General features: G+C 52.2%; 27 protein-coding genes and 3 tRNA genes. 24 read left to right on the plus strand and 6 right to left on the minus strand.

Annotated elements, in window-relative coordinates; all coding sequences use genetic code 11:
* Window positions 1-20 precede the first annotated feature (20 nt).
* The 13 genes from AB6B37_RS04660 to AB6B37_RS04720 all read left to right on the plus strand — a co-directional run bounded on the left by AB6B37_RS04660 (window position 21) and on the right by AB6B37_RS04720 (window position 11,576).
* Window positions 21-1,223: an LL-diaminopimelate aminotransferase gene (locus AB6B37_RS04660; protein ID WP_371397735.1), complete on the plus strand. Its 1,203-nt coding sequence runs from the start codon at window positions 21-23 to the stop codon at window positions 1,221-1,223.
* A gap of 57 nt (window positions 1,224-1,280) precedes the next feature.
* Window positions 1,281-2,237, plus strand: a complete 957-nt coding sequence (gene glpX / locus AB6B37_RS04665; protein WP_371397736.1) for a class II fructose-bisphosphatase — start codon at window positions 1,281-1,283, stop codon at window positions 2,235-2,237.
* Window positions 2,238-2,239: 2 nt separating this feature from the next.
* The gene (gene recJ / locus AB6B37_RS04670) at window positions 2,240-4,015 is read left to right on the plus strand and encodes a single-stranded-DNA-specific exonuclease RecJ (RefSeq protein WP_371397737.1); all 1,776 of its coding nucleotides are present in this window, start codon (window positions 2,240-2,242) and stop codon (window positions 4,013-4,015) included.
* 100 nt (window positions 4,016-4,115) lie between these two features.
* Window positions 4,116-4,190: transfer RNA gene (locus AB6B37_RS04675), tRNA-Glu, on the plus strand.
* A gap of 21 nt (window positions 4,191-4,211) precedes the next feature.
* A complete protein-coding gene (locus AB6B37_RS04680; RefSeq protein ID WP_371397738.1) occupies window positions 4,212-4,778 on the plus strand; it encodes a DUF192 domain-containing protein in 567 nt (188 codons plus the stop codon).
* A 47-nt stretch (window positions 4,779-4,825) separates the two neighbouring features.
* Window positions 4,826-4,902: transfer RNA gene (locus AB6B37_RS04685), tRNA-Pro, on the plus strand.
* Window positions 4,903-5,065: 163 nt separating this feature from the next.
* The gene (locus AB6B37_RS04690; RefSeq protein WP_371397739.1) at window positions 5,066-7,081 is read left to right on the plus strand and encodes an ATP-binding protein; all 2,016 of its coding nucleotides are present in this window, start codon (window positions 5,066-5,068) and stop codon (window positions 7,079-7,081) included.
* A gap of 105 nt (window positions 7,082-7,186) precedes the next feature.
* Window positions 7,187-7,492: an ETC complex I subunit gene (locus AB6B37_RS04695; protein WP_371397740.1), complete on the plus strand. Its 306-nt coding sequence runs from the start codon at window positions 7,187-7,189 to the stop codon at window positions 7,490-7,492.
* A gap of 43 nt (window positions 7,493-7,535) precedes the next feature.
* Window positions 7,536-7,609, plus strand: a tRNA-Arg gene (locus AB6B37_RS04700).
* 373 nt (window positions 7,610-7,982) lie between these two features.
* On the plus strand, window positions 7,983-8,864 hold the full coding sequence (locus AB6B37_RS04705) for a DUF3034 family protein (RefSeq protein ID WP_371397741.1): 882 nt from the start codon (window positions 7,983-7,985) through the stop codon (window positions 8,862-8,864).
* Between the two features lies 1 nt (window position 8,865).
* Window positions 8,866-9,324 (plus strand): group 1 truncated hemoglobin, encoded by a 459-nt coding sequence (locus tag AB6B37_RS04710; RefSeq protein ID WP_371397742.1) that lies wholly within the window; start codon window positions 8,866-8,868, stop codon window positions 9,322-9,324.
* Between the two features lie 5 nt (window positions 9,325-9,329).
* Window positions 9,330-11,216: an ATP-binding protein gene (locus tag AB6B37_RS04715; protein ID WP_371397743.1), complete on the plus strand. Its 1,887-nt coding sequence runs from the start codon at window positions 9,330-9,332 to the stop codon at window positions 11,214-11,216.
* Window positions 11,217-11,276: 60 nt separating this feature from the next.
* Window positions 11,277-11,576: a plastocyanin/azurin family copper-binding protein gene (locus AB6B37_RS04720; protein WP_371397744.1), complete on the plus strand. Its 300-nt coding sequence runs from the start codon at window positions 11,277-11,279 to the stop codon at window positions 11,574-11,576.
* A gap of 21 nt (window positions 11,577-11,597) precedes the next feature.
* Here AB6B37_RS04720 and AB6B37_RS04725 read toward each other — a convergent pair whose 3' ends face one another.
* Genes AB6B37_RS04725 through AB6B37_RS04740 form a run of 4 tightly spaced genes read right to left on the minus strand, consistent with a single transcriptional unit; the run spans window position 11,598 to window position 15,823 of the window.
* Window positions 11,598-12,848 (minus strand): hypothetical protein, encoded by a 1,251-nt coding sequence (locus AB6B37_RS04725; protein WP_371397745.1) that lies wholly within the window; start codon window positions 12,846-12,848, stop codon window positions 11,598-11,600.
* Window positions 12,845-14,008: a cystathionine beta-lyase gene (gene metC / locus AB6B37_RS04730; protein ID WP_371397746.1), complete on the minus strand. Its 1,164-nt coding sequence runs from the start codon at window positions 14,006-14,008 to the stop codon at window positions 12,845-12,847. The genes AB6B37_RS04725 and metC overlap by 4 nt, the downstream gene beginning before the upstream one ends.
* A gap of 1 nt (window position 14,009) precedes the next feature.
* Window positions 14,010-14,846: a sulfurtransferase gene (locus tag AB6B37_RS04735; protein ID WP_371397747.1), complete on the minus strand. Its 837-nt coding sequence runs from the start codon at window positions 14,844-14,846 to the stop codon at window positions 14,010-14,012.
* Window positions 14,840-15,823: a cysteine synthase A gene (locus AB6B37_RS04740; RefSeq protein WP_371397748.1), complete on the minus strand. Its 984-nt coding sequence runs from the start codon at window positions 15,821-15,823 to the stop codon at window positions 14,840-14,842. The genes AB6B37_RS04735 and AB6B37_RS04740 overlap by 7 nt, the downstream gene beginning before the upstream one ends.
* A 158-nt stretch (window positions 15,824-15,981) precedes the next feature.
* Between AB6B37_RS04740 and kdsA the strand changes: the two genes are divergently transcribed.
* The 3 genes from kdsA to AB6B37_RS04755 all read left to right on the plus strand — a co-directional run bounded on the left by kdsA (window position 15,982) and on the right by AB6B37_RS04755 (window position 17,669).
* The gene (gene kdsA / locus AB6B37_RS04745) at window positions 15,982-16,848 is read left to right on the plus strand and encodes a 3-deoxy-8-phosphooctulonate synthase (protein WP_371397749.1); all 867 of its coding nucleotides are present in this window, start codon (window positions 15,982-15,984) and stop codon (window positions 16,846-16,848) included.
* Window positions 16,849-16,851: 3 nt separating this feature from the next.
* The gene (gene arfB / locus AB6B37_RS04750) at window positions 16,852-17,283 is read left to right on the plus strand and encodes an alternative ribosome rescue aminoacyl-tRNA hydrolase ArfB (protein WP_371397750.1); all 432 of its coding nucleotides are present in this window, start codon (window positions 16,852-16,854) and stop codon (window positions 17,281-17,283) included.
* Window positions 17,284-17,345: 62 nt separating this feature from the next.
* Window positions 17,346-17,669 (plus strand): hypothetical protein, encoded by a 324-nt coding sequence (locus AB6B37_RS04755; RefSeq protein WP_371397751.1) that lies wholly within the window; start codon window positions 17,346-17,348, stop codon window positions 17,667-17,669.
* A 23-nt stretch (window positions 17,670-17,692) separates the two neighbouring features.
* On the opposite strand, the gene AB6B37_RS04760 is transcribed toward AB6B37_RS04755, so the two are convergent.
* Entirely contained in the window at window positions 17,693-19,816 is a 2,124-nt protein-coding gene (locus AB6B37_RS04760; RefSeq protein ID WP_371397752.1) for a TolC family protein, read from the minus strand.
* A 260-nt stretch (window positions 19,817-20,076) separates the two neighbouring features.
* On the opposite strand from AB6B37_RS04760, the gene rpmF reads away from it, so the two are divergent.
* The 3 genes from rpmF (at window position 20,077) to AB6B37_RS04775 (ending at window position 22,236) form a co-directional block, all read left to right on the plus strand.
* Window positions 20,077-20,256, plus strand: a complete 180-nt coding sequence (rpmF, locus tag AB6B37_RS04765) for a 50S ribosomal protein L32 (protein WP_371398410.1) — start codon at window positions 20,077-20,079, stop codon at window positions 20,254-20,256.
* A 33-nt stretch (window positions 20,257-20,289) separates the two neighbouring features.
* Complete coding sequence (eno, locus tag AB6B37_RS04770; protein ID WP_371397753.1) at window positions 20,290-21,564, plus strand: phosphopyruvate hydratase; 1,275 nt, start codon at window positions 20,290-20,292, stop codon at window positions 21,562-21,564.
* Window positions 21,565-21,633: 69 nt separating this feature from the next.
* Window positions 21,634-22,236 (plus strand): hypothetical protein, encoded by a 603-nt coding sequence (locus AB6B37_RS04775; protein WP_371397754.1) that lies wholly within the window; start codon window positions 21,634-21,636, stop codon window positions 22,234-22,236.
* Here the strand turns inward: AB6B37_RS04775 and AB6B37_RS04780 are convergent.
* Complete coding sequence (locus AB6B37_RS04780; protein WP_371397755.1) at window positions 22,233-22,847, minus strand: LysE family translocator; 615 nt, start codon at window positions 22,845-22,847, stop codon at window positions 22,233-22,235. The genes AB6B37_RS04775 and AB6B37_RS04780 overlap by 4 nt on opposite strands.
* A gap of 73 nt (window positions 22,848-22,920) precedes the next feature.
* On the opposite strand from AB6B37_RS04780, the gene AB6B37_RS04785 reads away from it, so the two are divergent.
* The 5 genes from AB6B37_RS04785 to AB6B37_RS04805 all read left to right on the plus strand — a co-directional run bounded on the left by AB6B37_RS04785 (window position 22,921) and on the right by AB6B37_RS04805 (window position 26,659).
* Entirely contained in the window at window positions 22,921-23,283 is a 363-nt protein-coding gene (locus tag AB6B37_RS04785) for a septum formation initiator family protein (RefSeq protein ID WP_371397756.1), read from the plus strand.
* A gap of 109 nt (window positions 23,284-23,392) precedes the next feature.
* A complete protein-coding gene (gene pdhA / locus AB6B37_RS04790) occupies window positions 23,393-24,340 on the plus strand; it encodes a pyruvate dehydrogenase (acetyl-transferring) E1 component subunit alpha (protein WP_371398411.1) in 948 nt (315 codons plus the stop codon).
* Window positions 24,341-24,342: 2 nt separating this feature from the next.
* On the plus strand, window positions 24,343-24,831 hold the full coding sequence (locus tag AB6B37_RS04795) for a DUF3291 domain-containing protein (protein WP_371397757.1): 489 nt from the start codon (window positions 24,343-24,345) through the stop codon (window positions 24,829-24,831).
* On the plus strand, window positions 24,831-25,262 hold the full coding sequence (locus AB6B37_RS04800; RefSeq protein WP_371397758.1) for an MAPEG family protein: 432 nt from the start codon (window positions 24,831-24,833) through the stop codon (window positions 25,260-25,262). The genes AB6B37_RS04795 and AB6B37_RS04800 overlap by 1 nt, the downstream gene beginning before the upstream one ends.
* The gene (locus tag AB6B37_RS04805; RefSeq protein ID WP_371397759.1) at window positions 25,262-26,659 is read left to right on the plus strand and encodes a pyruvate dehydrogenase complex E1 component subunit beta; all 1,398 of its coding nucleotides are present in this window, start codon (window positions 25,262-25,264) and stop codon (window positions 26,657-26,659) included. Before AB6B37_RS04800 ends, AB6B37_RS04805 begins: the two co-directional genes overlap by 1 nt.
* The last annotated feature ends 58 nt before the right edge of the window (window positions 26,660-26,717 follow it).

Below are 26,717 nucleotides of genomic sequence, written 5' to 3' on the forward strand. Positions count from 1 at the left end.
GACGCATTGAAGGTTACCTCATGAATTCCGAACGCGAAGAATTTTACCGTATCAAACGCTTGCCGCCTTATGTCTTTGCAGAGGTGAATAAGCTAAAAGCCGAATTGCGTGCAGGCGGCATGGATATTATTGATTTTGGGTTTGGTAATCCTGACCTTCCCACGCCGCAACACGTGATTGATAAGCTGGTCGAGACGGTGCAAAAACCGCGTACAACGGGCTATTCTGTGTCGCGCGGGATTATGGGGCTGCGCCAAGCTTGCGCGCGCTATTACAAACGTCGTTTTGATGTGGATTTGGACCCATCCAATGAGATTGTCGCCACGATCGGATCAAAGGAAGGCTTTGCGAATTTAGCGCAGGCGATTACGGCCCCTGGTGACGTCATTTTCGCCCCTGACCCGTCTTATCCGCTGCATGCCTACGGCTTTATTATCGCAGGAGCCAAAATTAAAGGCATCCCCGCAATTACAGCCGAAGACTATCTGGCGGGTGTGAAGGCCGCGCTAGAGGCTGCTGACAAACCGCCGCTGGCGATTGTGGTCTGCTTTCCGTCCAACCCCACGGGCGAGGTTTGTGACCTGTCATTTTATCAAGAGATTGTGGACATCGCTAAGCGCGATAACATTATCATTCTGTCTGATTTGGCCTATTCAGAGATTTACTTTGGCGAACCGCCCCATTCAATTTTCGAGATTGAGGGCGCGAAAGATTGCATGATTATCGAGACCACATCGCTGTCCAAGACTTATTCAATGGCGGGCTGGCGTATGGGCTTTGCGGTTGGCAATAAGACTTTGGTGGCGGCACTAGCACGCGTGAAATCCTACTTGGATTACGGGGCTTTCACCCCCATTCAAGTCGCGGCTTGTGCGGCGCTGGACGGGCCGCAAGACTGCGTTGAACACGCGCGCGCCATTTACCGCGCGCGCCGTGATGTGCTGGTCGATAGCTTTGCGCGCGCTGGCTGGGACGTCCCCAAACCAGAGGCCTCTATGTTTACATGGGCTCCATTGCCCAAAGGGTTTGAGCATTTAGGCTCTGTCGAGTTTTGCAAACGTCTGATGAGTGAGGCCGGTGTCGCTGTATCGCCCGGAAATGGTTTTGGTGAACACGGCGAAGGCTATGTTCGCATCGCCCTTGTTGAGAACGAGCAGCGTATCCGCCAAGCCGCGCGGAATATTAAAGGGTTTTTACTTGCCGCCAGAGACGCCGCGCAATAGACCCACGCCTTCATCATGATACGGGCCAGGCTCGGTTATAAAAAACAAGAGACTGATATGGCCAAAGTAATGGGATTTGACGCAGCGCTGGCTCTGAACGCGGCTCTATCAACTGAAAAAGCCGCCATTGCGGCCGCTGACTGGGTTGGGCGTGGTGATGAAAAGGCCGCTGATCAAGCGGCTGTTGATGCGCTGCGCTCTGGGCTGAATACGATGACAATTCGTGGTCGCGTGGTTATCGGCGAAGGCGAGCGCGACGAAGCGCCTATGCTTTATATCGGGGAAGAGGTCGGCAAGGGCAAAGGCCCTGAAATCGATATTGCGCTTGACCCGCTAGAGGGCACAACACTGACGGCTAAAGCCATGGCCAATGCGCTTGCGGTTATGGCCTTTGCTCCGCGCGGCGGGCTTTTATATGCGCCTGATGTCTATATGGATAAAATTGCGATTGGTCCGGGCTATAAAGACGGTCTTGTCGATTTGGATAAATCCCCCGCTGACAACGTCAAAGCCCTTGCGGATGCCAAAGGGGTCTCGCCCAGCGATATTACGGTTTGTGTGCTGGACCGTGCGCGGCATGGTGATTTGATTGCGAGTTTGCGCGATATTGAAGCCCGCGTCGCGCTTATTTCTGACGGGGATGTTCAAGGCGTGATTAACACAACTAATCTGGATACAGGCATTGATATGTATATCGGCTCTGGCGGTGCGCCCGAAGGTGTCTTGGCGGCGGCAGCGCTTCGCTGTGTCGGCGGGCAAATGCAAGGCCGTTTGACGTTTCGCAGCGATGACGAGGTTGCGCGCGCGCGCCGTGTCGGCATTGATAATTTGGAAAAGAAATATGACCTATCTGGTCTGGCCTCTGGCCCCACGATTTTTGTGGCGACAGGAGTCACTCAAGGTTCGCTTTTGGATGGCGTGCGTTTCCAACAGGGGCGCGTTTATACCGACAGTTTAATTATGAATTCTGTCGATGGTTCTGTGCAGCGTCTTAAATCTGATAGACCCGTCTGATTGTGGATGACGGCCTGCCATATTGTTACGGCGTGCAGCGCTCTGCGCGCGGTCTAGCGTGGCAATGGCGGTGCGGGGATGACGACGCGGTGTCCGAAATGGTCGCGCGCGCATCTGTCGATGACTTAACCGCAAGACTACTGGTGGGTCGCGGCGTTAGCCCAGAAGAGGCGGCAAAGTTCCTTGCCCCAACATTGCGGGATTATTTACCCAATCCGTCGAGCCTCGCTGATATGGACAAAGCCGCCAACGCCATTGTAAGCGCGGTGAAAGCGGGGCAGACAATCACAGTCTTTGCGGATTACGATGTCGACGGCGGAACATCAGCCGCCCAACTTATCCGTTGGGCCCGACATTTCGGGGCAACGTTCGGGCTTTATGTCCCTGACCGCGTGGAAGAAGGTTACGGCCCCACGGCAGAGGCGTTTCGTAGCTTAAAATCAGACGGTAATGACTTGGTTATCACGGTCGATTGCGGGGCTGCCGCCCATAGCGCCCTGATGGAAGCCGCCAATATTGACTTGCCAGTCGTCGTGATTGACCACCATATGATGCACGGTGATCATCCGCCAGCTTTGGCGCTGGTTAATCCCAACCGAGATGACGATACATCAGGTCTAGGGCATCTCGCGGCGGCTGGTGTAACCTTTATGCTGCTCGTGGCGTTAAACCGCGAAGCGCGCGTGCAAGGTCTGGGTGAGGGGCCGAACTTGTTAAATTTGCTGGATTTGGCGGCACTTGGGACGATTTGCGATGTTGTCCCGCTGACGGGACTTAACCGCGCTATCGTCGCCCAAGGGCTGCACGTGTTGTCCAAATCCACTCATCTTGGGATTAATGCGCTCGCGGATGTGGCGGGAGCGGAACCACCCTATACGACCTATCACGGCGGCTTTATTTTGGGTCCGCGTATCAATGCAGGCGGACGTATTGGGCGCGCGGATATGGGCGCAGAAATGCTATCGACGGAAAACGCGCAGCTCGCTTATGCCAGTGCGTCAGAGCTTGACCGCGTCAATACAGAGCGCAAAGCCCTGCAAGCTGCGATGCTGGACGAGGCGCTAACGAAGGCGCAAGCTCTGCCAGATGACCGCGCGCTGACATTAGTGTCGATGGACGGCTGGCATCCTGGCGTTATTGGTATTGTCGCGGGCCGCCTAAAGGACCGCTTTGACCGTCCTGCCATTGTGATTGGGGTGAACGCAGACGGCATCGGCAAGGGATCGGGTCGGTCAATGGCTGGGGCCAACCTTGGCGCTGCGATTACGCAAGCAAAAGAGGCGGGTTTGTTAACATCGGGCGGGGGGCATCCCATGGCGGGCGGCTTGACTGTCGAGGCCGATAAAATTCCCGCGCTCTATGATTTCCTTGATGCTGCGTTGAAAGACCAAGTGGCCGAGGCACGCAAAAACCTGTCGCTTAAAGTCGATGCTGCCGTCAAGCCCTCTGCCGCCACGCCAGAGCTTATCGCGCGGATGAAAGCGGTTGGGCCATACGGTGCGGGGCATCCGCAACCGCGATTCGTCTTGCCTGATATGACTGTGGCCTATGCCGAGCGCGTGCGCGGCGGCCATGTGCGGTGTAGTTTTTCTGATTCTGGTGGGCAGCGTGTATCGGGTATCTGTTTCCGCGCTGAGGAAATGGGGTTAGACTCGCTACTGCTGGCGCCCAATCCGCCGCGCGTGCATGTTTTAGGGCGGATTCGCGAAGATATTTGGAAAGGTCGCGTGCGAATTGACCTGAATGTCGAAGATTTAGCCGTCGCCGAGCCATCATAGGGCAATTCAGCTGCGACAAAGGTGAATTATTTGGCTGATATGCGCATTTCTCGCTTGAAAGCTTACAAAAGCAATTCTATATGACGCGCACACCAGACGCGGTCCCTTCGTCTATCGGTTAGGACGCCAGGTTTTCAACCTGGAAAGAGGGGTTCGATTCCCCTAGGGACTGCCACTGGTGATTTTCCCCTTATCTATGACGAAACCGCTTGGCGAGACGGCCTGTCTTAGCTACACAGCGCTTATGGATATTATCAAAAAATCACTTATGGCTGCGGCCTTGGTCTTTATGGTTTTCGGTGCGGCTTTCGCGCAAAGCCCAGCGTCACAAAACGGCGAAGCCCCACCCCCGCTAGATATGGGCCCAAGCGAGCCTTTGACAATTTTGGCCGAAACAGGCCCGCAGACCTTCATGGTCGAGATTGCGGATACGCTGGAAAAACAAGCGCGCGGTTATATGTGGCGCGAAGAGATACCGCTGGACACGGGCATGTTGTTTGAATTTGAACGGCCCAAAGTCGCGACAATTTGGATGAAAAACACGCCAAGCCCGCTTGATATCATCTTTGTGCGCAGCAATGGCCGTATCCTAAAGATTGAACATAATGCGCAACCTTACACGCTTCGTAGCGCGTCATCAGAGGCGCCAATTGCTGCTGTGCTAGAGCTAGCGGCGGGACGGTCGATGGATTTGGGCATTAAGCCTGGTGACCTTGTCGCCCATGAATTTTTTGGCACAGAAAATGCGGTAAATGACAACTAGGGTCTTGCAACACGCGCCCTTTCGTCTATGAAGCTCAAATTCCGTGTCGGGGTATAGCGCAGCCTGGTAGCGCACCTGTTTTGGGAACAGGGGGTCGCAAGTTCGAATCTTGCTACCCCGACCATGGAATGTCTCTTGTTTTTGGCCAAAAAAGCGTATGCCTTGATTGCTTTAGGGCGAAAACTGGCGTCAGATAACACTGACTGCTGTGTCCAGCCTTCTGCATCCTTAGTAAGTCTTTGATAACTATACACTGCTAGACAGTCCTAAATTGGGATCGGCGGTGAATGACAACCACATCTATTGATAACAGGGGACAGCGGAGTGCAGTAGCACGCCCAAGCCAGAAAACTGTCACAGCGCCCGCTGGACAGCGTGCAGCGGCGTCTGCACCGCCCTATCAGCGTATCGAAATTGGCCGTATTCTCTCTGTTGGGTCTTCCATGGCGATGGTATCGGTCAATAAGCAGGTTATCCGTAATAACCAACTGGCCATGGCGCAGCTTGGCACGGTGCTTAAAATCATCACCAGTAATTCTATTGTCGTCGCGATGGTCAGCTCTCTTAAAATCGGCAGTCCTGATGAAGAAGGCCTCGGTGATGGCTGTCTAGCGCGGCTTGATATTCTCGGCGAGATTACGACAAACCCAACCACGCGTGAGACCCGCTTTTACCGCGGCGTGCGTAGTTTCCCCGTTTTAAACGAGCCCGTCTACAATATGTCGCCGCAGGACTTGAAACTAATCTTTAGCACCGAAAAAGCGCGCTGTATTGAGGTTGGTCGTCTGCAACAAGACAATAATATTGTCGCTCAAGTGCGTATCGATGATCTGCTGTCCAAGCACTTTGCGATTATTGGCTCTACGGGCTCTGGTAAGTCCTGTACTGTGGCGTTGGTTTTGCAGGCGATTTTGAAAAATAGTCCAACCGCTCATGTGGTGCTGTTTGATCCGCATAATGAATATTCCAAAAGCTTTGGTAATTTGGCCGAAGTTATTCGCCCCAACACACTGGATATTCCGCTTTGGATGTTCAACTTTGAGGAAACATGCGAGCTTTTGACCTCTGACGTGTTGGATCAAGCACGCGAAGAGCAAGAAGTTCTCAATGACGCTATTTTGAAAGCCAAACGCCTATTTGAAGCGTCACGCGAAAATGGCGATGTGTCCAGCCAAGCCAAGTTTGATGATATTGAGAAAAGCCTGCACCGTATCGCCAGCCATATTTCGCTCGATAGTCCCGTGCCTTACCGTATTCGCGACGTTCTAAAACTGATCGATCACAATATGGGCAAGCTAGAAAATAGTAGCAACCTTGGCCCGTTTAAGCGTCTAAAGCGCCGTATCGAGGGTCTGATTTCTGACCCGCGTTATCAATTTGTATTTCGTAACCAAGCGTCGCCTGACACGATTGCCAATATCGTCGGTCGTATTTTCCGTATTCCTGTCATGGGCAAGCCCATCTCTATTCTTGATTTCTCTGGTATTCCGTCCGAAGCGCTTAATATTGTTGTGGCCGTTGTCAGCCGTCTCGCTTTTGAGCTTGCCATGTGGTCAGAACGTAAAATTCCAATCTTGCTGGTTTGCGAAGAAGCTCACCGTTATATTCCTGCAGATAAAAGCCTCGGCTTTCATTCTACCCGCCGGGCCATTTCACGCATCGCCAAAGAAGGCCGTAAATATGGTGTGTCGCTGGCGATTGTATCGCAACGCCCATCCGAGCTAGAGCCGTCCACGCTGTCACAATGTTCGACCATATTCTCTATGCGTCTGTCTAATGAGTTGGACCAAAACTTTGTACGCGCGGCGGTCCCTGACGGAGCGGCTGAGTTACTGTCGTTCTTGCCGTCCCTTGGTACGGCAGAGACTATGGTGTTTGGCGAATCGGTGAACTTGCCGATGCGGGTTGTGCTTAACACCTTGCCAGAACAATACCGTCCACATAGCTCGTCCGCGTCGTTTACAGAATTATGGGCCGGGGCAGATTGTACGCCCGAATTTATGGATAAAGTCTTTGATCAATGGCGCTCACGCTCTTTGCAACGCGATGATGACGCAACAACACCGTCTGGTGTTCGTCGTCCCGCAGCTACCCAATCCGCAACGCCCAATGCCGCCTCAGATCCGCGCGCACATATGCAGCGCTTAGCAGCCGAGCGCGCAGCCGCACAGCCCACGGGTTTGCGCCAGGCAGTGATGCAGAATGAGGCCATTCGCAACGCCGCCCAAAGGCTGGAACGTCCGCAGCAATCCTTGGCCGAGGTCAAAAGCCTGCTTAATAACGCCTTTAACCGCGAGCCATAAGCACGCAGCGAGCGCAAATCTACCGTGCACCGCATATCAAACATTTACAGCACCGCGATGACGTTCTACTAAGCGGCTCGTAATGATTTCACGATAAGGTTGCTCATGTTTGCCCGTATCTATCAACCAGCTCCATCGACGACCACATCGGGTCGCGCCAATACGCATAAATGGGTGATTGAATTTGACAACAAAAGACCGCTTGTGATTGACCCGCTAACGGGGACAACGCGTTCAACCAATACACTCAGTCAGCTAGAGCTTGAGTTTGATACGGTCGAAGATGCAGTGGCCTATGCGAAAGCCAATAATATCCCGCACCGCGTGGAAAAACCCAAAGTGACCAAACGTGTTAGCCGCAGCTATGCGGAAAATTTCGCTTATGACCGTAAACATCCTTGGACACATTAATAAGGATAGATTAGGGACGCGCCCTAATCCTTGAACACCCCGAGGACCTATAGCTCAACTGGATAGAGCAGCCGCCTTCTAAGCGGCAGGTTGCAGGTTCGAGTCCTGCTGGGTCTGGGTCTTTTTACATTCCCGGTCAGTCGCTACGCTCCTTCCTCGCCTCTTGTCATCAAAAAACCGCGAGAGCGCAGCGAGGGCGGTAGGTTTTTTGAACCCGGAAAAGAGACACGCCATGTCTGCGGTCTGGATAGAGGTCCATTAGGGGGGCGCCTCCTGAAACATTCCCGGTTAGTCGCTACGCTCCTTCCTCGCCTCATAAGACATTCCCGGTCAGTCGCTACGCTCCTTCCTCGCCTCTTGATGCATTCTCAGTCAGTCGCGATGCTTCCCCTCATTGCAATTAACCTTGGATTCACCACAGGTTATAACAGCTGCAGATTTCAAAGATATTTTAACAAAGCTCCCGTACTTTGACCCTTTAAAGTGTGGGATGGATGATACGGTTTTGAGAGTTATTGCACTTATATCTATTACGGTGATGGGTTTGTCATCCTGTGCTGCTTTTGATGCGGCTGATAGCGGGCGTTTGCTTGCGACAGGCGGGGTTTCGCAAGTCGAAGGCGCGGGCGGTGCGGGATTAGCGCCTTGGGCTTTGATTACTGGCTATGGGACCGAAGGGTCATATGGGGCTAACGCGTTCTACACACGTGCAGACCTTCCAGATTTCACCCTGGAGTCAATCGGCGCATCCACTGGGATAAGCAACCGGGTCGAATTTTCTTATGCTAAGCAAAAATTTGATACGGGCGATACGGGCCCCGCTCTGGGTCTGCGCCGTGGATATAGCTTTGAGCAAGACATCATTGGAGCCAAGGTCCGTGTTGTCGGTGACGCCGTCTATGATCAAGACCGCTGGACGCCGCAAATTTCGGTCGGGGCGCAATATAAAAAAGCATCTGATCCTGCTTTGCTTGGTGCATTAGGCGCAAAGGATGATGACGGACTCGATGTTTATGTGTCTGCGACCAAGCTGTTACTTGATAAAAACTTACTACTGAGCGCGACCTTGCGCGGGACAAAGGCCAATCAGATGGGGTTATTGGGCTTTGGCGGGGATCAGAATGACGATTACGCCGTCCAGTTTGAAGGGTCGGCTGCCTATATGGTATCGCGTAATGTTGTGCTTGGGGCAGATTACCGCACAAAGCCCGATAATCTTGGGTTTGCCAAAGAACAAGACGCAAAGGCGGCCTATATCGCTTATTTCCCCAACAAAAATCTGTCCCTAACTGCGGCCTATGTCGATGTCGGAGAGGTCGCTTTGCAGGGTAAGCAAAGCGGTGTCTACGGCTCAATTCAAGTGGGCTTCTAAAATGAAATATGGTCTTAAATCGACGGTTAAATTTGTGGTTCTTATGACCACTGTTGCGGTGATAAGCGGGTGCCAGACAATGTCGCCAACCGCGTCGTCGTCAACGCTTTATGACATGCTTGGCGGCAATCAAGGTGTTACAAAAATCGTTCAAGGCACTTTGGATTACACGCTATCTGATTCGCGTATCGCCCATACCTTTGATAATTCTAATGTGAAACGGGTCGAGACCCTGTTGATCGAGCAAATTTGCGATTTGACAGATGGGCCCTGTGAATACTCAGGTCAAACCATGGAACGCTCTCACCGCGGATTGAACCTTAATTCGATGCATTTTAATGCGCTGGTCGAAAATATGCAAAAAGCAATGCGGGATAATAATGTGCCGTTTCGAACTCAAAATCAGCTTCTGGCAATCCTAGCGCCGATGCATGATGATGTTGTGGGACGGTCGCGTTAGGCCCCATGATCGGCAATATTTTCAAAGTTCTGATCTCAGTAAAAGCCAAATTGTTTTTTGGCTTTCTCGCGATGGCTATGATTATTTTGGGCTTGGGCGGCTACGCCTATGTGTCGACCAGTAATGCTGGGGCTGTAGTGGAGGATACATTTGACCGTCCTCTAATGGCGATTAATTTTGCGCGCTCTGCGGGGCAAGTGTTTAGTCAGCTTGAGATTGACGTTATCGAACAGTTGCAAACGGGTGCCGAGCAGCAAACCATTGACCCTGCGTCTATTACGCCGCTGCTGTCACGGTTTAAGGCTGATCTAAAGGTCAGCCAAGACCGTTCTATCGCACCCAAAGCGGTGCCGTTTTTCAAAGTTATTGAGACAGAGCTCGCCCAATGGGAACAGATTATGCTGCCCGCAGGTAGCACTGTGAGTGCTGCATCAATCACGAAAGCGCAAACCCATGCTGACATAATAGAGCAGCAACTAGACATTATTGTGGAGTTACAAACGGGCCAAAGCTTCCTCGCCCGCGAAGCGGCCATTGCGCGTATGGACGAGATTAAAAAGTACAACCTTTGGGCGGGTATAGCGGCTTTGACCCTTACTTTATTACTTTCTGCGTGGATTTCTGTGACGATTATTGCGCCGTTAAAAGCGGCTGCGGCTGCGGCGCGTAAGATTTCTGCGGGCGATTTCAATGTTGATATTCCACCAGGGGGTGATGACGAAACGGGTGTCTTACTCAAAACAATGTCATCCATGCAGCGCAATATTCGTGACCGTATGGGCCAAGAACAAAACTTACGGGCTTTGGCTCAACACCGTTTATCTGATTCCGTGACAAACTCACGTGACGCGATTTTGCTGACCGATACAGGCGGTGTCATCATTGTGTCCAACCCCCAAATTGGTCAGATGTTTCCCGCGCTTGCTGACTTTGATCTTATCCAACGGCCCTTTAGCAACTATTTTGATGAAACCGGCGCACCGCTGAATGAGCCATGCCAGTTTAACAGTGAGCGCCGTGAAATTAAGTTCAATGACGGTCGTTGGGCCCGCGTGTCAGCGTCCAAGACACAAGAAGGCGGACGATTATTCATCTGGAGCGACATAACAGAAGCCAAAATCCGGTCGCAAAACTTACTAGAAGCCAAAGAAGCTGCTGAAGCTGCTGATAAGGCCAAAACATTATTTCTAGCCGCGATGAGCCACGAATTACGGACACCTCTTAACGCCGTGATTGGGTTTTCTGATATTATCAAAAGCCATTATGACCAAGAAGGAAAGCATCCTGATCATGCTGAAATGGCGGGCTTGATTTCCCAAAGCGGCGCACATCTTCTGAATATTGTAAAAGACGTGCTTAGCGTTGCCGATGGGAATGCGGCGGATAATTTAAATATGGATTTGAAGCCTGTTGAAATGGCGGATGTTGTCAATTTCTGCATGAAAACAATCGCCAGCGAGGCTGAAAAAAATAATGTGCAATTGCTATGGAAAGCCCCAGTTCAGCCTATTCCTGTTTATGGGGACGAATTACGGTTGCAGCAGCTTTTACTGAATCTTCTATCGAATGCGATAAAATATAACCGTGACAATGGCCGCGTTCGGGTGGCCCTTACCACAAACGATAAGAATGCTGTGTGTTTAGATGTCATCGACAGCGGTATTGGCATCGACAAAGCTGATTTAGACCGCATCATGGAACCGTTTGTTCAGGTCGATAGTGGTTTCACGCGCAAATATGACGGCGTGGGATTGGGGCTGTCTATCGTTAAACAAATTCTAACGCCGCATAAGGGTCGAATTTTTATTCGATCAAAAGTTGGACACGGCACAGTCGTTCGCATTGTTTTGCCGGCTTTAATGCAATCTCAACGTCAACAGAGTAACCCTTGAGCCATGACACACACCGCAAAGAAAAAGACATCTCTATCAATTTGGCCAAAGGCGCTGTTAGTGGCAGCAATTTTCTATCCAATTGGCGTTTTAGCGCAGTCAAAAACTGAGCATGTTATTTCCCAAAAAAACCGAACCTATGCACCCGGCAAGATTGATATTAAAACGGGCGAAAGTTTGAAAATTGTCAATGATGATATTTTTCTGCATCACGCTTTTATCGACTCAGAGGCACTTGAATTTGATTCAGGGTCTATGGACGAGGGCGAACAGGCTGTTGTGACGTTTGACACGCCAGGCATATATAATGTGCAATGCGCCATTCATCCAAAGATGAATTTGGAAGTGACAGTTAAATAATATCGGCGAAACCTCGCAGAATTAATCTCCAAAATGCGCGTCCATAAATGCGAGAAACCCGGGCCAGTCTTCTTTGACGACGCCGTGGGTGCCAGGGCGAATCCAATAAGCAATAGAATCAGCGGGTTTGAAATCACCAAGTTTCGTCGCGCTCAGGCCTTTGCCGCCTTTGGCCTTGTAAACAGGGGTCGCGGCTTTTGCGGCAAGGAACGCGCCTTCGGGGTCTGACCAAACATCACGCCGCGCATTGCCGAGCAGGATTGGACGCGGCGCGATGAGGGCGAGCAAATGGTGTTGGTCAATGGTCAGGGTGTCCTCAGTATAACTTGCTGTAAACCAATGCGGATAGCCTTCCGTGATTTGCGCGACGGTTTCGCCGGGTTTGCCTTTGGATAATGACGCGCCGCCCGTACCCGACTGATGGGCAATGACGCCGTCGATTGTGTCATCAAAAGCGGCAGCAAAGAGGGCTGATTTCCCGTATCGTGAATGGCCGTAGGCAACGGTTTTATTAAAACGCACATCAGATTTAAGCGCATGCGACATAGCCGAAAACTGATACGCCCACATGCCAATGGCGCGCGCATTGTTATATCGCCCGCGTAGTAGCGGCAAGGCAGTAGAGGCGCGGTCAGGCACATAGCTGCTGCTATAGGTCGTGGCCAGCGCGTAGCCGCGACCAAGGATGTCCTCTATGGGCGGGGTGGTAATATAACGCCCGAAAAAAAAGCCAAAAACGCTACTCATCATACCGTCGCCGTCACAGCTGAAATAATCACCCGTGGGTTTAGTAATACCAGGCAGGGGAATGGTGTCGTGATTGGGGCAGAAGGTTTCCATCATAATAACAGGCACGGGGCCGTCAGCGTCATTAGGGGACAGCAGTACCATGATAAAGCTGTCCTCACTTTGGGGGCCATCGCCAAAATCAGGCGCAACGGTGAGCGTCAGTTCTTCTAAGGTGGCAAGACCGTTCAGCACGGACTCATTTATCACGCGGCGGTCGGATATAGTGACAGTCCCCAAGGACGGGATAGGGCCGTAAACTTCTGTCTGCAGCGCTTGCTTTACGGCGGCGGTATCAAAGGTGCTAACATCAATGGCTGGGGCGGCCGTGCGCTTGGCACTGGGTTTATTATCTGCGGTTTGCATCAAAACGCGCGTCGAAGAACAGGCGTTAAGCGCCGCAATACACAATGCAATAATGATTAAAAACCAGACGCGTTTCATTTTATACCACGGCCGTTTTGACGCTGCGGCGGCGCGGCTCATAAAACATGAAGGGCTTGGGCGATGTCGGCTTGCAGGTCATCGGCTGCCTCTAACCCGCAAGCAAAGCGCACGAGCGGGCCGTCAAATTTCTTGGCCCCGTAAGCGCCGTGAACCCGCTTTAATTGTGGGTCGCATTGTATCGCAAGGCTCTCATATCCGCCGTAGCTATAGCCAATCCCAAAGAGTTGCAGTGCATTGATAAAGGCTTCGACTTTGCGAGGTGACGTGGGATTTAACACCACGCCAAAGAGGCACGCACCCCCTGTGAAATCGCGTTTCCACAAGCTGTGATCAGGATGCTCTGGCAGGGCAGGGTGCAACACGCGCGCGACTTGCGGCTGGTCTGATAGCCATGTCGCGAGTTGCAACGCAGAGCTTTCGGAGTGCCGAAAGCGCTGCATGACCGTGCGAAATCCGCGCAGGATTTGATAGGCATCATCGGGCGAACTGGCATAGCCCAGATATTTGGCCGTATCCGAAACCTTGTCGGCCATGGCCTGTGTTGCTGACACGGTCGCACCAAACATAACGTCACTATGTCCGCCAAAATATTTTGTTGCGGCATGGCAAGAGATATCCACGCCAAGCGCTAGCGGGTTAAGCGTGATGCCGCCTGACCATGTGTTATCGATTATGGTCGTCACGCCGCGCGCTTTAGCGACTTTGGTAATCGCAGGAATGTCTTGAACTTCAAAGGTCAAGGAACCAGGCGATTTAAGAATAATCACGCTGGTATTATCTTGGATAAGAGCGTCAATGCCCGTCCCAATATGCGGATCATACAGCGTCGTTTTAACGCCCATTTTACTCAGATACCCTTGGCAGAAATAGCGCGTCGGACCGTAGCTACTATCCGTTAGCAGTACATGATCACCCGCTTTGACATTGGCCAGTATCGGCAGCGTGCAAGCGGCCAGACCGCTCGGCGCAAGGCTGGTGCCCGCCCCGCCCTCCAGCAGCTTAAACGCCTCTTTTAGCGCGTCATGCACGCCGCTGCCGTGACGGCCATAGCTGCGCTTTTTCGTCGTATAAAGGTCTTCCGCGCGGTCAAATAATAGGGTCGAAGCGCGCGTGATATCGGGGTTTACGGGCGTGCCTTCGCCTAAGGCGGGACGTCCTATATGGGTGAATAATGTCTCGCGCTGCGTATCGTTTTTCATCTTAAGACCCCACAATCGGTACGTCACTATCCGCGCCCCATTCCGCCCAACTGCCGTCATAAACGGAGACGTCATCTGCGCCCAACATCGCTAGCACAAAGGCCAGTCCCGCCGCCGTAATGCCAGAGCCGCAAGAGGTGATAATAGGCGCGTCAGGGTCAACGCTTGCGAAGGCCTCTATCAAGGCTTCAATGTCTTTGAAATGGCTGTCAGCGGTGCGTAGTGAGCCAAAGGGCACATTGTTCGCGCCTGGCATATGACCGCCGCGTAATTCTGCGCGCGGCTCAGGCGATGTGGCGTCAAAGCGCCCCGGTGGGCGAGCATCGATGATTTGGGCGTCAGTGCCAAGCGCGGCCAAGACCTCGGCTTTGCTCACGACTTTGGCAAGTGGTTTTGACGGGACATATGTCACCGCTTTGCCATCCGTTACGGCTTTCTCGACGCTATGCCCGGCGGCTATCCACGCGGGCAAGCCGCCGTTCAGAACACTGACTTTGGCATGGCCGAACATCTTAAAGGTCCACCACAGGCGCGGGCTTGAGAACACACCATGGCGGTCATAGACGACCACATGGTCTTCCGCACTCACACCCATATCGCCTACGGTTTGGGCGAAGGTTTTCGCATCTGGCAGCATATGATTAAGCGTTGGGTGAGGCGTCGCGACGGTGTCTAAATCAAAAACGCGCGACCCCGGGATAAACCCGTTTGGCAAGCTGGCTGTATCGTTTGGCATCGACCATGTTCCGTCAATCGGAATGACACGGCCTATGGTGTCCGCAAGCCAAGCGGCGTCTACTAAAAGCGGCGCGTCTGATGATGTCTCGGTAGCTAGCATATCCAACTCGGGACCGGCAGGCCTTTTTCACGCAGGAACTCTGGATTGTAAATCTTGCTTTGGTAGCGCTGCCCGTAATCACACAGGATTGTCACAATCGTATGGCCGGGGCCTAGCTCGCGCGCGAGATGAATGGCGCCTGCAATATTGATCCCAGATGAGCCGCCAAGGCAGATGCCTTCTAGCTGGTTCAGCGCAAAGACAATCTCTAAGGCCTCTCGGTCATCAATTTTATAACTACGGTCAATCACGACCCCTTCAAGGTTTTTGGTGATGCGCCCTTGGCCAATGCCCTCCGTGACGGAATTACCTTCGGACTTTAGTTCGCCGTTTTGGTAATAATCATAAAGTTTTGAGCCGTAAGGATCCGCCAAGCCAATCATGATTTTCGGGTTGCGCGCCTTTAGCGCCATAGACACGCCGCCAATCGTCCCGCCAGAGCCGACCGCGCAAACAAATCCGTCGACCTTGCCTTGGGTTTGTTCAAAAATCTCTGGTCCCGTGGTTTTGATATGGGCATCGCGATTGGCTGTATTATCAAATTGATTGGCCCAAACGCCGTCTTTGGTATTTTTGGCGACCTCTTCGGAATAGCGCACATAGTTTTTGGGGTTGGCATACGGCACGGCGTCCACCTCGATAAGTTCCGCGCCCAGCAGCTTAATCGCATCTTTTTTTTCTTGGGACTGCGTGCGCGGCATAATGATTTTACAGCGGTAACCAAGGGCTGAACACACCATGGCCAGTCCGATACCCGTATTACCGGCTGTCCCTTCGACGACCACGCCTCCGGGCTTGAGCTCGCCGCTGCGTTCCGCCGCGCGAATAATCTCCAGCGCTGCGCGGTCTTTGACCGATTGACCCGGATTTAAAAATTCAGCTTTGCCGAGTATTTCACAGCCCGTCAGCTTTGACGCCTCATTCAGGCGCAGAAGCGGCGTGTTACCAATTAAGTCAAGTACTGATGCGGCGGCCATAACTCTCTCCAATCGGGCACAGTTTGCCCGTCATTACGGCGTAACTATAGGCGCGAGCGGCAACGTTTCAAGCGTAGATAACGCCAATTATGTGCTGTTTTAGACCCTGTATTTTTTTGCCGCCCATGGTAAAGCGGCGTTAATTAAAGGATATGGCCATGACCCAACAAAATTCTGTGATCACTCTGCCCCTGCCTTCGGGTGGGCATTATAAAATCGGTAATGCATTGCCGTTGACCATTTTTGCGGGCCCTTGCGCAATGGAGTCCCGTGATCATGCGCTGATGACGGCTGAACGCCTAAAGGGCATCGGTGCGCGGACGGGCATCAATATCGTTTATAAATCCAGTTATGACAAAGCCAACCGCACCTCTATTCATAGCGCGCGCGGCATTGGGCTCGACGCGGCGATGGATATTTTCAAAGAAATCCAAACGGAGATTGGCCTGCCTGTCTTGACCGATACCCATACGGCAGAACAAGCCAAGATCGTGGGCGAGGTCGTGGACATTTTGCAAATCCCGGCTTTCCTCTGTCGTCAGACGGACCTTCTGGTCGCGGCGGCCAAAACGGGCAAAGCTATTAATGTCAAAAAGGGCCAGTTCCTTGCACCGTGGGATATGAAAAACGTTCTCGCGAAGGTCGTGGAAGCCGGTAACGGCAACGTCATGGCCTGCGAACGCGGGGCAAGCTTTGGCTATAACACATTGGTCACAGATTTTCGCGGCCTTCCGATTATGAAAGGCTTCGGTGCGCCAGTTGTCTTTGACGCGACGCATTCTGTGCAACAACCCGGCGGTCAAGGCGGCACATCGGGCGGGCAGCGGGAATTTGTTCCGCATCTGGCGCGCGCGGCCGCCTCTATCGGTGTGGCTGCGATATTCATGGAAACGCATCCTGATCCCGATAATGCCCCGAGTGACGGCCCGAACATGATTCCCATGGATCAATTTGAGGCGCTGCTAAACGACATTAAGCGCTTTGACGATCTGTCAAAATCAAGTCCAGCCTTATCTATTCAATAAGCCGTGGAGTTTTTATCCGTCAAACCCCGCGTTAAAATTCCGATGGCCGAGATTGAGCTGTCGGCGATACGCGCGCAGGGGCCGGGCGGGCAGAACGTTAATAAAGTCAGCAGCGCCATTCACTTGCGCTTTGATGTAGCAAATTCAGAAACACTTTTGGGCGGGCATAAAGCGCGCATAATAGCTTATTCTGACAAACGGATTACCAAAGACGGCATCATTGTTATCAAAGCCCAAAACCACCGCACGCAAGAGCGCAATAAAGACGAGGCGCTAGAGCGTTTAAAAGAGCTCTTGATTGCGGCCCTTTACATCGAACCCAAACGCCGCCCGACGCGTCCGTCTATGAGCTCCGTGCGCCGTAACAAGAAAAAGAATGAACGCCGTAAAGAAGTGAAAGCCTTGCGGGGCAAAGTAAGGCGAGATGAGGGTTAGGGGCGTCTCCAAAACATCAAATGAAAATATGGAACAAATATAAATTGTGATAGAGAGAGTATGTGACCAAGAAAGCTGATAAAATTAATGCCGCCAAACGTAACGCAAAACGCGTTGTGTTCATCTCGCTTATTTTTGTTATTCCAGCGAGTATCTATTTTATCTTTTTTGATTTCTCAGACGATAATGTGATTACGCGTCACGGTTATATCGCCCATACAATTGGGGTTATCTTGGCCTTCCTCAGCGCGTTCCTTTTTATGGGCATCACCTTTTTCTCATCACGCGGCGGCTATGACGACCAACCCAATTACCGTGAAATTGTGGAGAAGCACCGCGCCGAGGAAAAAGCAAAATCCCGCGGGGGCAAAGCGGGTGAAGGATAAGCCCAAATGGAGCTAGGTTTGATTTAAAACGGCGGTGCTGTTGGATACTCGCTGTCCAAAACGGGCTCAACCCAATCTTCAATCACGGTCTTGGCATCGCGCTTTGTATATTTAAGCTTGGCGATATCATCAAGGTAATCTGCATAATCATAAATCGCGACGGGCAGGCCGAGGTGATAGGCATCAAAAACGCCCATCGTATTCAGTAGTCGAAAGGCTGTGATATGAATATTGCGCGCGGCGACCGCTTCTTGAGCTTTCGCGTTTTGTAGCTCTGCCTGGGCGTTCAGCACATCTAAAATATCGCGTTGCCCAAACAGTTGTTCGTCTTTTACGCCCTCATAGGCGGTTTGTGCAAAACGCGTTTGGGCTTGAGATTGGGCGTAGCTTTGCTGTGCGGCAATATTGGCAGCCCAAAGCTCGGCCATGATTTGCTCCACAGCGCGCTCAGTCTCTAGCACCTCGTAATAAATACGGTCTTTGACGGCCACGGCTTCGCGTTTGCGGGATTTATTCGCACCGCCTGAATAAAACGGCACATTGATTTGCAGGGCGAGGGCCACCGCGTCGCGTCTGTCTAGCCCCGTCAGTTGTCCGCGCTCTGCTTCGGCCGTACCTGTCAAAGCCACCGTCGGACTGCCGAGTGCGTCAGCGACTTTGATAGCCGCAAAAGAGGCGTTGAAATCACGCACTAACGCGCGAAACCGTGGATTATTATTGTGCGCAATTTTTAAGGCCTCGTCCAAAGTCTCTGGCAAATTCAACGCTGGAATTGGGGCGATGTTGAGCGGGGGATAGCCGATAATACGGTCATAATTAGCGAGCGTGATCGCTAATTGGGCTTCAGATTCTGCGAGGGCTATTTCGCTATTGGCGACACGGGTTTTTGCTTGGAAAATATCCGTACGCGTTCCTACGCCGGTCTCGAAACGGTCCTTGGCGGCCTGTTCAAGACGCATAACAATGCGCAAATCTTCGCGGCGGATGTTGGCAATGTCTCTGTCACGCAGCAGGTCCGTATAAACTGTGGCAGCTGATAAGGCATTGGATTGTTCGGCATCGCGCAGCCGTTCGCGCGCCGCTAAAATACCGGATTTGGCTTGGTCTTTTAACGCCTTGATGCGCCCGCCTTGATAGAGGGGTTGGCTAATCTGCACAGACGCCTCGCGCGGGTGCCCGCTTTCGGTGGTAAAACCTGCGGGGCCAAAACGTGATTGGCTGGGGACGCGGCGTAGGGTGTAATCAAGCTCTGCACTGGCATTGGCGCTTGGGCGACCTTGGGCGCGAGCTTGGATGTAGTTTTCGTCTGTTTCTTGCAGGCGGGTGCGCTCTGCCGATAGGCTGGGATTAGTCTTGTAATTCTCTGCAATGGCTTGGCGTAGGGTTTGCGTGCCTGCGCGTATTGGCTCTGCAACCGCATCTTTCAAGACCTGATAGCCGATGAGGGGCCTGTCGAAATGCCCTTTTTCAACAAGGCCAGGGTCGATTTGGGATAAGGCATTTGGGCGTTCTGGCGCAGTGTCTGGACCCTTGGCATCTAGGATGGTCACGGGCGCCAGTCGAAGGGCCGTGGGCAGGTTCGATTTAAACTCTAGCTTGGGTGATGAGCGGACAGTTTTTATGGGCAGATATCGCGGCGTCGCCGGCTTTGCACGCGCTAATGCGATGGGATAATCACCGGCGGGAGGCTGATCTATATCTTGCGTTAAGGGCGCAAACTCATATTCGCTGTCATATGGAAAAGGCGAAGCTGGTTCTGGCAATGGTGCAAAAGGCGGTTTGGCCTCATCCGCTTCCGCCATAGCGACCGGAAAGGGTCCAGGCGGTAAATCCAAACTTGCGGCAGGTACGTCTGGATTGGGCCTAAGCTGGCGCAAGCTAGGGGCGGGCGGGAGCGAGCTTAATGGACTGTGGTTTGTGGTTGAATTGTCTGGCGCAGATGATTCGATGGGTTTTTGCGTCTTGTAATAACCAGAATTAACCAGATGCGGCGTGACGACTTGCGACGGATCCGATGTTTTTGCCTTATCTTTGGCAATAATATCAGAGAGTTTAGAGCCAACGGCACAGGACGTTAGGCCCGCCGCAGCAGAGCACAGAAGGAGGTGTTTGAAAAACACGCTGTAATCGGCATGTCGCAGAAGCAATTATCCTATTCATTCGCGGCTATAGTAGCCTGTGTATCAAATCTATGCAGTTTAGGTTAATGGCCCCTAAAAATGGGTAAAAACAAGGCGGTTTCCTCCATCGATTGTTGCCTCTAACTTGAATAGCTGAATTTTCACGGCTCTTTGCATCAATAGGCGTGAAAACACCGCTTGAAAGGCCGCGTCAAATCCGCTATTGCCCGCTCAAATCACACGGCCTGAACCCCTTGGGCCGTTTTATCTTTATTATGGAGGCTATGATGGCTGTCCCAAAGAGTAAAATCTCGAACTCGCGCCGTGGCCAACGCCGCGCGCATGATGCCCTAACGGCTGTGAATTACGTCGAAGACAAAACAAGCGGTGAGTTGCGTCGTCAACATCACATCGACCTTAAATCCGGCACATATCGTGGCCGTCAGGTTCTGACACCAAAAGACTAGATTTAAGCGTTACAGACAATTCGGGAGGCCCCTATGGTCGAGATTGAAACAATTTTCGCCCGGGAAATCCTGGATAGTCGCGGTAATCCAACACTCGAAGTTGATATTAGCCTCTCTGATGGGGCTTTTGGTCGTGCAGCGGTACCAAGTGGTGCATCCACAGGCGCGCATGAAGCGGTCGAATTGCGCGATGGCGACAAAGCCCGTTACCTCGGTAAGGGCGTGATGAAAGCCATTTCAAACGTCAATACGGAAATCGCTGATACGCTTTACGGCTTAGATGCTGAAAACCAGCGCGGTATTGACCAAATCCTGATTGATCTGGACGGCACAGAAAACAAAGGTCGCTTGGGTGCTAATGCTATGCTCGGCGTGTCTCTGGCGCTGGCAAAGGCTGTTGCTGATAGCCAAGGCGTGCCGCTTTACCGTTATGTTGGTGGGGCCAATGCGCATGTCTTACCTGTGCCGATGATGAATATCATCAACGGCGGTGAACATGCTGATAACCCCATCGATGTCCAAGAATTTATGATTATGCCTGTAGGGGCCAATAGCTTCCGCGAAGCCCTACGCTGTGGTGCAGAAATTTTCCATGCATTGAAAGCAAAGCTTAAAGCGGATGGTCATAATACGAATGTCGGCGACGAAGGCGGCTTTGCGCCCAATCTTGCCTCATCCGTGGTGGCGCTTGAGTATATAATGGCGGCCATTGAGGCGGCTGGCTACACGCCGGGCGAGGATGTCTATCTGGCGATGGATGTGGCCTCGACCGAGTTTTACAGAGACGGCAAATATGACATGAAAGGGGAAGGCAAAGTGCTTTCTTCTGACGGCTTTGTTGATTACCTTGAAGACCTTGTAAATCGTTTCCCGATTATCTCTATTGAAGACGGTATGGCCGAAGACGATTGGGACGGTTGGGCCGCTTTAACAGACCGCATTGGCCATAAATGCCAATTGGTCGGTGATGATTTGTTTGTGACCAACCCAAAACGCCTATCTAAAGGCATCAATACAGGTGTGGCCAATTCCATCCTTGTGAAGGTTAACCAAATTGGCACTCTATCCGAGACGCTCGACGCCGTAGATCTGGCACACCGCGCGGGCTTTACCGCCGTGATGAGCCACCGGTCTGGCGAGACGGCGGATTACACTATTGCGGACCTCGCCGTGGCGACCAATTGCGGGCAAATCAAAACAGGGTCTCTCGCGCGATCAGACCGGTTGGCGAAATATAACCAGCTTCTGCGTATTGAAGAACAGCTAGGTGAAATGGCACATTACGCGGGACGTTCTGTCCTGCCGTAGGGGCTAAGCTATCGTAATAACAGTCGCCTTAAACGGCACTTGCAAATCATTCGCAAGATGTTTATTGGCGTGGATAAGACTCACTCATGGGGTCATATTCAAGAGGACTACGCCGTGGAAAACCCAAAGCTTCGTAAAAACCTGATTAATCTGCATCTGCTCTTTGCCGGGTTTCTGGCGCCTGCCTTTTTGCTTTTAGCGATTTCTGGCGGGCTCTATCTTATTGGAAATAAGGGCAAGTTTGACGCCCAACCCATGAACTTGCCAGCGGCTGCGTCGCTTGATTTTAATAGCCCAACCCTTGAAACCGATGTGCGAAACCTTTTGGCGTCTGCCAATATTGATCACAAATTTGGCTATATTTCAAAACGCGGGGCGAGCAAAATTCACCTGCGCCCAACGAGCCGCACTTACATCGAATTTAATCAAACGCCCGACGGCTTGACGGCCTTCCGCGTGAGCCCTGATTTCCAAGGCTCTATGATTGAACTTCACAAAGGTCACGGGCCAAAGCTGTTCAAGACCTATCAAAAACTCGTCGCAATTGGTCTGCTGGGTGTTGTCTTTGGCGGAGTATTTGTAGGGCTACTGGCGCGCGCATACCGCCGCAAGACATTGGTCGCCCTCAGCGTGGGTACATTGTTGTTCTTTATCCTCGCGATTTTCGCCTAAGTCGCTGTTTTAAAGGCTAAAATTACCGCACCGATGATGATCATCGCGCCGCTGATGATGTTTACCCAACGCATACTACTGTCTGATAGACGCTTTGAAATGGCCCCTGCGCTGATGCCGTAAAAGGCGAGAAACGCGCCGTCAAACACAAGATAAGTCAGCATCAGAATCAGTTGCTGCGGCCAGAACGGTAAATCAGCGCTAATAAACTGCGGAAACAACGCGGCAAAAAACATAATCGCTTTAGGGTTGGACCCTGATGTCACAAACCCTTGGCGAAAAAGCGCCCCGCGCGACACTGTTTCTGTCGTAACAGACGGAGCAAAATTGGCTGTGCGCATCATTTTGACCCCGAGATAAACAAGATAGGCCACGCCAACCCATTTCACCGCCGTAAAAGCATTGGGCGCCTTTGCAATCACAGCTGCCATGCCCAATCCCGCCGCCAGCATTTGCAGTGCATTAGCGGATAAATCCCCCAATCCCGTCGCCATAGCGCGGCGCGGGCCGTAGGTGAGGGAATTAGAGAGCATCAAAATATGACTGACCCCTGGCGTGATAAGAAAGGTTAGGGCCAAAAGGGCAAAGGCTATCCATATATCAATTGGCATAATCATCCCATTTTTCCACGGAGAATCGCGTGTCTTTACACACTGCTAACCATAAGGGTTTAGGGAAGTATGAATGGTATATACGCAACATTTTCGCCGTTTTGGGGCGTCGCTTGCCGCCTTTGCCCGCGGCTTGGGCCCATTTATGCGGCGCAAATGGCCCATGATGGCGTTATTTATCTTCTATTTCTACCTCGCTTTTCATGCTTTGTCGGGTAACCAAGGCTTGATGCGGTGGGTGGATTACGAGGCCGACATAACGCGCAATACTGCCGTTTTAGAGCGATTAGAAGCGGAGCGTGACGCTTTGCAAGCCCGCGCGGACAGCTTAGCCGCGCAAAACTTGGACCTTGACGCACTTGACCAACAGTCACGCGAAACTCTATTTGTTTCACATCCGAACGACTATACGATTTGGCTTGACCCAACGCCCTAGAAACGCTCTATTGGATCTGTATTTATCCTATTTGCTTTGCATATGAAATAATGAGGGTGTCATAGTGGCTGCGAAAAAAACCAAACTCCTGAAAACAACAAAAGCCGAGATGTTGCAATTCTACCGCGACATGCTTCTTATCCGCCGCTTTGAAGAAAAGGCGGGGCAGCTTTACGGTATGGGGCAAATTGCAGGTTTCTGTCATCTTTATATTGGACAAGAGGCTGTTGTGACGGGGTGCCGCGCAGGCATGATTGATGGGGATCAGATGATTACGGGTTACCGCGATCACGGCCATATGCTGGCGTGCGGAATGGAAAGCCGCGGCGTTATGGCAGAGCTGACCGGACGTTCGGGTGGATATTCGCGCGGTAAAGGCGGCTCCATGCATATGTTTTCCACTGAGAAAAAGTTTTACGGCGGTCACGGTATTGTTGGCGCGCAAGTGCCACTCGGCGCGGGCCTTGGTTTTGCGAATAAGTACCTTGATAACGGCGCGGTGAGCCTCGCCTTCTTTGGGGACGGGGCCTCTAATCAAGGTCAGGTCTACGAGACCTTTAACATGGCGAAACTCTGGGATTTGCCCGTTGTTTTTGTGATTGAAAATAATCAATACGCCATGGGCACATCGGTTGAGCGGTCATCGGCCGAGACTGAACTGCACAAGCGCGGCATTAGTTTTGAAATCCAAGGTATCCAAGTTGACGGCATGAATGTCCTAGCCGTGCGTGACGCCGCCAAAAAAGCGATTAAACATGCTCGCGACGGTAAAGGCCCGATGATTTTAGAGATGAAGACCTATCGTTACCGCGGTCACTCTATGTCTGATCCGGCCAAATACCGCACACGGGACGAGGTCACCAAGACCCGCTCAGAGCGCGACCCGATTGATATGGTCAAAGCGCGCTTGATAGATGAGGGATGGGCCGATACGGACAGCCTGAAAGTCATCGATAAAGAGATTAAAGAGATTGTCACAGACGCCGCTGACTTCAGCCTAGAGAGCCCAGAGCCCGACCCGTCCGAGCTTTGGACAGATGTGTTGTTGGAGGCCTAGCCTTGCAGCTCGCGCAGCTTAATATCGCCGAAGGCGTCGTCGCGATGGACGACCCGCAAATGCAGCCTTTCACGGGCCGCATTGACGCGATTAATGCGCTTGCGGACCGAACGGACGGTTTTATCTGGCGATTAACCGATGATGATGCAGATATTGACGGTGCGTTATCTCTGCGCTTGCCGGGCGACGACACAACATTGGTAAATATGTCGGTATGGGACAGTGTCGAGGCGCTGTTTAGCTTCGTGTATAAAACCGCCCACGCCAAAGTCATGACAGATAATCGGGAAAATTTTGTCGATATGCCAAAACAGCATTTTGTGTTGTGGTGGGTCGAGGACGGTCACATTCCCCCATTAACCGAGGCCAAAGCGCGGTTAGATGATTTGCGTGACAACGGGCCAAACCCCCATGCCTTTACATTTGCTATGCCGTTTAGCGCCGAAGGCCAGCCTATCACGCCAAGCTTCCCAAAAAAGGATTGTGCCTAATGCCCATCGAAATCTCCTATCTTATCGCCTCTGTTGCGCTATATTTTGTGATGATCCTCTCACAATCAACAGGTGCCTTTTTAGCTGCCGCGGCTGGCAAGGTATCGCTTGGGGACTTGGTTGGCGCGCGCGATACTTTGCCAAGTGACGGTTACGCACCTTTCCATAGCCGCGCAAAACGTGCGCAAGCCAATATGACCGAAGGCATGATGATGTTTGCGCCACTGGTTTTAGCGGCGGCACATTTGGGGGCGTTTAATGCCATGACGGCATTGGGCGCGGCACTGTTTTTCTGGGCGCGTGTCGCCTTTGCACCGCTTTATTGGTTCGGTGTGCCGTGGGTCCGTACCCTTGTTTGGTTCGTGTCCATCATAGGTATCATCCTAATTTTCTTACAAATCCTACCATTTTCACCAGAGGTTACGCGCTAATGGCTATTGATATTAAAATGCCCGCTTTGTCCCCCACCATGGAGGAGGGAACGTTGTCTAAATGGCTCGTGGCCGAGGGCGATACCGTCACCTCTGGCGACATCTTGGCAGAAATTGAAACCGACAAAGCCACAATGGAAGTCGAGAGCATCGACGAAGGCACGGTTGGCAAGATCGTGGTCGCGGCGGGCACAGACAATGTCAAAGTTGGCGCGGTAATTTTGCAGCTACTTGAGGACGGAGAGAGCGCCTCTGATCTTGGCAGCCCCGGTGATGCAGCGCCTGAAAAAGCGCCTGCGGTCGCTATGCCGCAAACGCCAGAGCAAGCCCCGACACAGGCCCCAGAGGCCAAGCCCGCTACCGCGCCAAAGGCCCAAGTTATTGCCAAAGACCCTGACATTCCGTCTAATATCAAAATGGTCGAGACCACCGTGCGTGACGCCTTGCGGGATGCCATGGCCGAAGAAATGCGCCGGGACGAGGCCGTTTTTGTCATGGGCGAAGAAGTCGCCGAATATCAAGGCGCTTATAAAGTCACGCGCGAGCTGCTCCAAGAATTTGGCAGCCGCCGCGTGGTCGATACACCCATTACAGAATACGGTTTTGCCGGTATCGGTGTCGGCGCAGCGATGGGCGGCCTAAAGCCGATTGTTGAATTTATGACATGGAATTTCGGCATGCAGGCGATTGATCACATCATCAACTCTGCCGCCAAAACGCTTTATATGTCGGGTGGTCAGATGCGCTGTCCGATTGTGTTCCGTGGCCCCAATGGTGCCGCGTCCCGTGTTGGCGCGCAACACAGCCATGACTATTCATCATGGTATGCCAATGTTCCGGGCCTGAAAGTCGTCGCGCCCTATGACGCCGCCGATGCCAAAGGATTGTTAAAATCCGCCATTCGTGACCCTAATCCGATTGTGTTTTTGGAACATGAATTGATGTATGGCGAGAGCTTTGACGTGCCTGATATGGATGATTTCTTAATCCCGATTGGCAAAGCCAAAGTGCGGGTTGAGGGCACAGATGTAACACTTGTCGCCCATTCGCGCATGGTCGGGCGTTGCCTAGAGGCCGCCGAAAAACTCGCGGAAGAGGGTATTTCTGCTGAGGTCATCGACCTACGCACAATCCGCCCGCTTGATTCTGATACTGTGATTGAATCGGTGAAGAAAACCAACCGCCTCGTCTGTGCCGAAGAAGGCTGGGGTCAAAGCGGTATCGGCGCAGAAATCGCCGCGCGCGTCATCGACCAAGCGTTTGATTACCTCGATGCCCCGCCCGCACGCGTCTTCCAAAAAGACGTGCCCCTGCCATACGCTGCGAACCTAGAAGCACTAAGCCTGCCGAATACGCAGGATGTCGTGGATGCGGCTAAGAAGGTTTGTTATGTTTAAACACATTGCAATTATTGCAATGTGTTGCGGTCTTGTTGGGTGTTCTCAAGAGCCTTCG

The sequence above is a fragment of the Fretibacter rubidus genome, assembly GCF_041429785.1.
GTDB classification, from domain to species: domain Bacteria; phylum Pseudomonadota; class Alphaproteobacteria; order Caulobacterales; family Maricaulaceae; genus Fretibacter; species Fretibacter rubidus.